We start from the raw sequence: 6,546 nt of genomic DNA, 5'->3' as shown, positions 1-6,546 counted from the left end.
AACAAACCACTGAGGCAGACTGACAAGTGAATTTCAGGCAAATTGTTCGCAGAATTTGGGTTTGGTTTTGCGGAGTTCGGCGATGATGGGAACGAGCGGGCTCGAGGCCTTCTGGAGGGCGTTTAGATAGCGGGATTCGTCGTAGGTCTCGCAGTTCTTCCAGCACCGAAAGAGGATGCGCTGCCATTTGTAGGCAAGTCCGCGAAGGATAGCCTGGTGGCGCTGGCCTTTGGCTTTTTGCTGCTCGTAGTAGGCCTTGGCCCAGAGGGATTTCATGACGGTCTGGGCTGCCCATTCGACAAAAGTCTGCCGCCAGAACTTGTTGCAGGCATAGCGCCGGTGAACGAAACGCATCTTGCCGCTCTGTTTGGTAAGCGGGGCGACGCCGCTGTGTTTCTGGATGGAGGCGGAACTATCGTGTTTGTCGCGGTCGCTGCCGAAGTACCCGAGCAGGCGGGCGGACAGGGCGGCCCCGGCTCCGGGCAGGGTCTTGAAGATCCTGGCGTCCTGGTGCTCGTCGGTGCGCTCTTCGATAAGCGTGTCGAAGCGCTTGATGGTGTTCTGGATGGTGCTGATCTGGCGGACGAGTCCGAGGATGAGTTCGGCATGGACCGCGAGGATCGATTCGTCGGTGCAGAGGGCGACGGAGTTGGCGATGATGGCTAGGCGCTTTTCGATGGCTTCGGATCGACGACTTCCATGAGTATAGTAGAACTTTTTGATGGTGGCGGGCTTGGCTTTGCGTAGGGCGGCGAGGGTCGGCCATTTGGTGAGAAAGGCGCAGGCGAGCGGGGTGAAGATGTCACGCCCTACGAGGTCGAGGGCTTGTGGGAAGGAGTCTTTGAGGGCCTGGGTGAGCTTGTTGGTGAGGCTGGTGCGGACGCCGACGAGCTGCCTGCGTTTCTCGGCAAACATGGCGATTTGGCTGGCGAGCGGGTCGACCGGTGTCCATGGATCGAGCTTCGCATGGCGTTCGTGGACGAAAAGGGCGAGGGCTTTGGCATCGCGCCGGTCGTCCTTGGCGCGTGAAGCGCTGAGGCTTTCGCGGTATTTCTTGATGACGGCGGGATTGGCGAGGTAGAGGTGCAGGAAGTCGAACTGGCTGAAGAAGTGGACGAGGTTCTGGCAGGGTTGCTCGATACTCACGGCGATTGCGGATCCGGGAGGAAGGGTTTTCTGGAGATCGTGCACCCAGGGAAGCATGGCTTCGGGGGCGGAGCTGATTTTCGACTGGCTTAGGATTTCGCCAGAGGCATCGAGAGTGCAGATGTCGAGGGACGAGTCGGAGCGGTCGATGCCGATGAATCGGTAGTGTTTCATGATGTCATTTTATTAGGGTTGGACACGCGGGCTTGCTCTGGCGACGGCTTTATAGGAATGTCATTGGCGACAACCACTGAGGAGTCGTTATAGAACAAACCACGCTCCGCCGACCTGACACCTTGTTCTTATTCGTTGGAGCGAATGTCGAAGATCAGTCATGGTCGGCGGAGGCGTGGAGATTCATGTTGAGGAAAAGGAAGGAATGATGGAAACAAAGACTGTGTCGGCGACGGACTTGTTCACAATCCGGGCGGAGGCGGTGGGCCTCGTTCCGGGCCCCTTGCCCGGCTTGATGAATAAGTCCGGTTGTGCTATAAAGTCGAAGATGGCGACACCTTACAGCGCCCTTGTTGAATTTCCATTTTGGTGGTTCTATCCGGCAACGAGAATCGGAGTGGCGTCGTAAGGGACGGTGCCGCCATTTCTCAGACGTTCGCCTGAAATGAAGAAACTGGAATATGGAAGCAGCTCGCAAGTTTACGACATGCTAGACCGATGCCTTCACGTAAAACATGGATACGTGACTGAGCACGCCGCATACTTGCGGGATCACCTAAACTCGTTTCTTCGCTACACTCGGGCGGCGGAGAAGGAATCCGCATGGCAGGATGTGGATTTTGAGTATTCATCGCTTGATTCATATCTCTCGGATAACGATCTGGGATAGGTAGCGGAGCCCAATAGAGAATTGGAGGGTTTTCTTCGTAGGTTGGTAACACAGGGCGACCATTGATCATCTTCCCAAATGCCCACGTTTCCGACCTTGCGAGCATGAATAAACTTCTCACGTTATTGGGCGGCTGGCACTCCGAGAACAAATAGAAAGGCGAACAAGACGGATCACACGACGCCTCACAGCGGTTTTGTTGTTTTTGTTTTTTCATGATTACTACTTTCAATCTGTTTCGGACGCGCCGCCATTATTCCGGCGCGCGTGTCCTTTGACGTTCTGCCAAAGAATTGGACTCGACCACCACGCAAATCCAGATGAAGCAGTATCCGATATCTGAGATCCCGCAGGACGCGTGGAAGTCACTCGGTGGGATTTTCTGGAAGGACCGATTGAGTTGTCTGCCGAGTTCATATGCCTTTGACGGAATTGAACCATTCGGCATCGAAACTACTAAGCTCGGAATTAGTGTAGCCTGCACGACATGGTTTCTTCCTCGCGGTGACCAATATCGATCAGAGATCATTCTCACCCGACCAAGGTTCAGCTCAATCGGCGATTTCACACCGAAGAAGCTCGATCCATCTGGAGTTCGGCATTCAGAACTGAGGGATGATGGAAGCCTCTATATCGAAATAGCGTGAATCCAAAACATGCAGAACAAACCACTGAGGCGGACTGACAAGTGATTTTTACTGAAATTGTTCACAGAATTTTGGTTTGGTTTTGCGGATTTCGGCGATGATGGGAAGGAGCGGACTGGATCTTTTTCTCAGAACTTCGAGGTAGCGCTTTTCGTTATAGACTTCGTGGTTCTTCCAGCAGCGGAAGAGGATCCGTTGCCATTTATAGGCAAGCCCGCGAAGGATGGTCTGGTGTCGCTGGCCTTTGTCTTTCTGCTGCTGGTAGTAGGCTTTGGCCCAAAGGGATTTTATGACGGTTTGGGCGGCCCATTCGACGAAGGTCTGTCGCCAGAACTTGTTGCAGGCGTAGCGCCTGTGGACGAAATGCATCTTTCCACTCTGTTTGGTAAGCGGGGCGACTCCGCTGTGCTTCTGGATGTCGTCGGCGGCGGAATACTTGGATCGGTCGCTGCCAAAAAAGCCGAGCAGGCGGGCAGACAGGGCGGCTCCGGCTCCGGGCAGGGTTTTGAAAATCCTCGCATCCTGGTGCTTGTCGGTGCTCTCTTCGATAAGTTTGTCGAAACGCCTGATGCTGATCTGGATGGTGCTGATCTGGCGTACGAGTCCGAGGATGAGTTCGGTATAAACTTCGAGGATCGGCTTGTTGGTGCAAAGGGGGACGGAGTTGGCGATGATACTAAGGCGTTTCTCAATGATCTCCGCGCGCCGGCTTCTGTGCTGGTAGTAGAACTGGCTGATAGTCGAGGGGCGTGCTTTGCATAGTGCCGCGAGGTTCGGCCATTTGGTGAGGAAGGCGCAGGCGAGCGGGGTGAAGATGTCACGACCGACAAGGTCCAGGGCTTGTGGGAAAGAATCCTTGAGGGCCTGAGTAAGCTTGTTGGTGAGGCAGGTACGGACTCCGACGAGCTGCCTGCGTTTCTCGGAAAACATGGCGATCTGGCTGGCGAGTGGATCGACCGGTGCCCATGGATCGAGTCTGGCATGGCGTTCGTGGACGAAATGGGCGAGAGCGCGGGCGTCGCGGCGGTCGTCCTTGGCGCGCGAGGCGCTTAGGCTTTCCCGATACTTCTTGATGACGGCGGGATTGACTAGGTAGAGGCGCAGGAAATCGAACTGGCTAAAGAAGTGAACGAGGTTCTGGCAGGGTTGCTCGATGCAGAGGCTGATGTCGGAATCCGGCGGTAGGTCGCTTTGGAGTTCGAGGACCCAGGGAAGCAGTGACTCGGGTGAGGAACTGATTTTCGAGTGCCTGAGGAATTCTCCCGAGGCATCGAGGATGCAGAAGTCGAGAGTCGAGTCGGAACGGTCGATGCCGATGAATCGGTGGTGTTTCATGATGTCATGTTATTGGGGTTGGGACACGCGGGCTTGCTCTGGCGGCGGCTTTATAGGAATGTCATAGGTGACAACCACTGAGGAGTCGTTGTTGAACAAACCACGCTCTGCCGACCTGACACCTTGTTCTTATTCATTGTAGTGAATGTCGTGAGACAGTCATGGTCGGCAGAGGCGTGGAGATTCATGGTAGGAAAATGACGGAAGATGTGAATAAAATGCTGTGTCGGCGACGGACTTGTTCACAATCCGGGCGCAGTCGAACGGCCTCGTTCCGGGCCTCATCGCCCGGCTTGATGAATAAGTCCGGTTGTCCTATAAAGGCGTGTGACAGCGACGCCAATCAGCGGCTTTGTTGGAGGTTGCCGAGAGTGCTTCAATCTGCTTCCCTTTAGTCGCAAGCGCCGCCATCGGGGCGCGCGTCCACATCTAACGTTCGCGAGAAAAGATTGCCCCAAGCCTTACCATGAGCCCTAACCGACCGCCTCTAGGCCCATTAGCGGGGAGTTCTGGTGAGATACCAGAGGATCGATATCGTCACGATTTAGCGTTGCATGATCGATTTCTTGGCTTTGGTGCTGAACTTCTCCGGATCTCATCTCTTGGCCTAGCAGCGTTTGGTTTCGTGCTTGTCACCAAAAGCTCTGAGCAGACCATTGCCACTGAGGTGATCGCCGGTTCCGTAGCTCTGAAGATCATCATAGCTCTTGCGCCGGTGATTTTCGGATTTTCTATCGCATTTGCTCTCTGGCACAGGTTCTTGGCCTCTGATGGGATGTTCCACCACTTCCGGGCTATCAAGCTGATTGATCGCGGAGATCCAAATCTCGAAAGTCTTATTCGACAGGAGGAGGAGACGCGGAACTCGAAGTTCAAGAAATCGGAACGCTGCCTCTACGCCTCAGGAATAGCTTTAGGAGTTGGTGCGGGACTAGTTGCAATAGCATTCGTTTGGATTGTACTCTCCGCTAATGGAGGAAAACCAAACGCGAACAAGGCGTCGCTCTCAACACCTGCCCCGCTGCGAGTTCAAACCGTCATGACAATTCAACCCCCAACCAGCAGTCGAAGCCTCGCCCTCGGGCAGGTGTGAGAGGACTTCGACGTTCGCCATGAAACAACACCATCGCATTCTCAGACGGGCGATCGCAGTTGCAGGGGGAGTTCTTATCTCGGCGTGTTCAGACGACTCAGTCACGGCAAGGCAATCGACGAAAACGGAAATTGAAGGCCCGCCGGAAACCACGATCCGACCGGATTCACCATCCGTTTTCGGGAATCTCCAGATCTGGGCAGACCGCCGCATCGACGATGCTGACATGCATTTCACGTTCTCGGGTCATGTCCGAATCCTGATGGGAGACTCGTATCTGATCGACGCAATCCACGACCCGGAGAGTTCAGTCACGATTGATACACAGAAGAACTCGATTTCCGGGATATCCGGAGACTTCCAGCGGAGCACCATACTCGGCTTGGCTCCGTAGCTTCACTTCGTGTGCGCTGCTCAAAGAGTCGGCGAACAAGCCGGCGATAGCGACGCCTACCAGCGGCCTTGTTGAAAATCCTTTTTGGTGCTTTTCTACCGTCAACGAGGACACGGGAGCGCCGCCATTGGGGGCGTCGCGCCATGCCTCAGACGTTCGCAAGAGAATGATCCCTGATTTCACTGCCTTCCTTGATACCCCACTTCTCGGTGCGCTCGTGGCACTCAAGCCGATGAGCTATGTGATCCGGCTTGGACTCGCGGTGGTAGCGTTTGGCGCAGCGATGAACGTCGATAAGACCGTCGCACGCGTGATCGGCTTCGTCTGGTTGCTTCTCACGGGTGCGGGCTTGTTGTTGGTCGGTATCCAGAACGGCACCATCCTTGACATCGTCCTTGGGATCGCTGCACTCGGTGCGGCGGGCTACTCTTGGTGGTATACCCGATCGTAGAGGAGATCACCGATGAGCGAGGACGACCAGATCGACAACGAGGGAATTAAGCAGCGGTTCCGCGATGCTGGATGTCGGGTCACCGATTTCGACGACGGATATTTCGAGGTGATTCGGCAGCCATTCCCGGCAGCTTCCTTGGTTCGTGCGAATCCCTATTTCGTCGAGTTCAACACCCTTGTGTGGGCGCGACCGTCTGGGTTCTTCGCGAGGACGAGATCGCGGAGAGACAGCCTACTGAACCAGATGAACCAAGTCACCAAGGTTGCGAAGGTCACCTGCGATCAATCGTCCATTGACAGCGACGAAGGAGGGTGGCGCGTTCAAGCGATGGCGAGGTTCGTCACAGGCCGGATCGAATCGGACTACGAGACAGAGGCCATCGATCACTGGGTCAATCTCTGGCTTCAGGACATTGCCAACTTGATTCTTGAGGACACAGGGTTCGAGATCGTCGCGATACTCAAGGACCAACCCGAAGAAAAATGAAGATGCGAACAAGGCGTGGGTGGACAACCCGCTACCCAATCGCGTCAAGCTAAGGAGTGAGTGATTGCCTGCCAATGGTTTGTGCGACTTCGTCGCTCGTATCTCAGGTGCCGTGGGTCGGGTGGCGGAATGCTGATGCTACTGCCG

7 protein-coding genes are annotated in these 6,546 nt (G+C 55.2%); 4 read left to right on the top strand and 3 right to left on the bottom strand.

Translation table 11 applies throughout. From position 1 onward, the window contains the following. Window positions 1-33: 33 nt before the first annotated feature. The 3 genes from WBG04_RS00105 to WBG04_RS00095 form a co-directional block, all read right to left on the bottom strand. On the bottom strand, window positions 34-1,320 hold the full coding sequence (locus WBG04_RS00105; RefSeq protein ID WP_424312294.1) for an IS110 family transposase: 1,287 nt from the start codon (window positions 1,318-1,320) through the stop codon (window positions 34-36). A gap of 428 nt (window positions 1,321-1,748) precedes the next feature. After that, window positions 1,749-2,207: a hypothetical protein gene (locus WBG04_RS00100; RefSeq protein WP_424312293.1), complete on the bottom strand. Its 459-nt coding sequence runs from the start codon at window positions 2,205-2,207 to the stop codon at window positions 1,749-1,751. A gap of 478 nt (window positions 2,208-2,685) precedes the next feature. After that, window positions 2,686-3,972 (bottom strand): IS110 family transposase, encoded by a 1,287-nt coding sequence (locus tag WBG04_RS00095; protein WP_424312292.1) that lies wholly within the window; start codon window positions 3,970-3,972, stop codon window positions 2,686-2,688. A gap of 466 nt (window positions 3,973-4,438) precedes the next feature. Between WBG04_RS00095 and WBG04_RS00090 the strand changes: the two genes are divergently transcribed. The 4 genes from WBG04_RS00090 (at window position 4,439) to WBG04_RS00075 (ending at window position 6,399) form a co-directional block, all read left to right on the top strand. Next, a complete protein-coding gene (locus tag WBG04_RS00090; RefSeq protein ID WP_424312291.1) occupies window positions 4,439-5,065 on the top strand; it encodes a hypothetical protein in 627 nt (208 codons plus the stop codon). 19 nt (window positions 5,066-5,084) lie between these two features. Further along, the gene (locus WBG04_RS00085) at window positions 5,085-5,459 is read left to right on the top strand and encodes a hypothetical protein (RefSeq protein WP_424312290.1); all 375 of its coding nucleotides are present in this window, start codon (window positions 5,085-5,087) and stop codon (window positions 5,457-5,459) included. Window positions 5,460-5,625: 166 nt separating this feature from the next. Next, window positions 5,626-5,910, top strand: a complete 285-nt coding sequence (locus WBG04_RS00080) for a hypothetical protein (protein ID WP_424312289.1) — start codon at window positions 5,626-5,628, stop codon at window positions 5,908-5,910. Window positions 5,911-5,922: 12 nt separating this feature from the next. Further along, entirely contained in the window at window positions 5,923-6,399 is a 477-nt protein-coding gene (locus WBG04_RS00075) for a hypothetical protein (protein WP_424312288.1), read from the top strand. Window positions 6,400-6,546 lie beyond the last annotated feature (147 nt).

Origin of the sequence: Haloferula sp., from assembly GCF_049672945.1 — a bacterium.
GTDB lineage: Bacteria > Verrucomicrobiota > Verrucomicrobiia > Verrucomicrobiales > Akkermansiaceae > Haloferula.
The sequence above is the reverse complement of the archived record's forward strand: the minus strand, read 5'-3'. Positions and strand labels throughout refer to the sequence as shown.

Excerpts from the sequence above, each read along its gene's own strand:
- WBG04_RS00080 (WP_424312289.1), top strand. The coding sequence starts at position 5,626 with ATGATCCCTGATTTCACTGCCTTCCTTGATACCCCACTTCTCGGTGCG.
- WBG04_RS00075 (WP_424312288.1), top strand. The coding sequence starts at position 5,923 with ATGAGCGAGGACGACCAGATCGACAACGAGGGAATTAAGCAGCGGTTC.
- WBG04_RS00090 (WP_424312291.1), top strand. The coding sequence starts at position 4,439 with ATGAGCCCTAACCGACCGCCTCTAGGCCCATTAGCGGGGAGTTCTGGT.
- WBG04_RS00085 (WP_424312290.1), top strand. The coding sequence starts at position 5,085 with ATGAAACAACACCATCGCATTCTCAGACGGGCGATCGCAGTTGCAGGG.
- WBG04_RS00105 (WP_424312294.1), bottom strand. The coding sequence starts at position 1,320 with ATGAAACACTACCGATTCATCGGCATCGACCGCTCCGACTCGTCCCTC.
- WBG04_RS00100 (WP_424312293.1), bottom strand. The coding sequence starts at position 2,207 with ATGAAAAAACAAAAACAACAAAACCGCTGTGAGGCGTCGTGTGATCCG.
- WBG04_RS00095 (WP_424312292.1), bottom strand. The coding sequence starts at position 3,972 with ATGAAACACCACCGATTCATCGGCATCGACCGTTCCGACTCGACTCTC.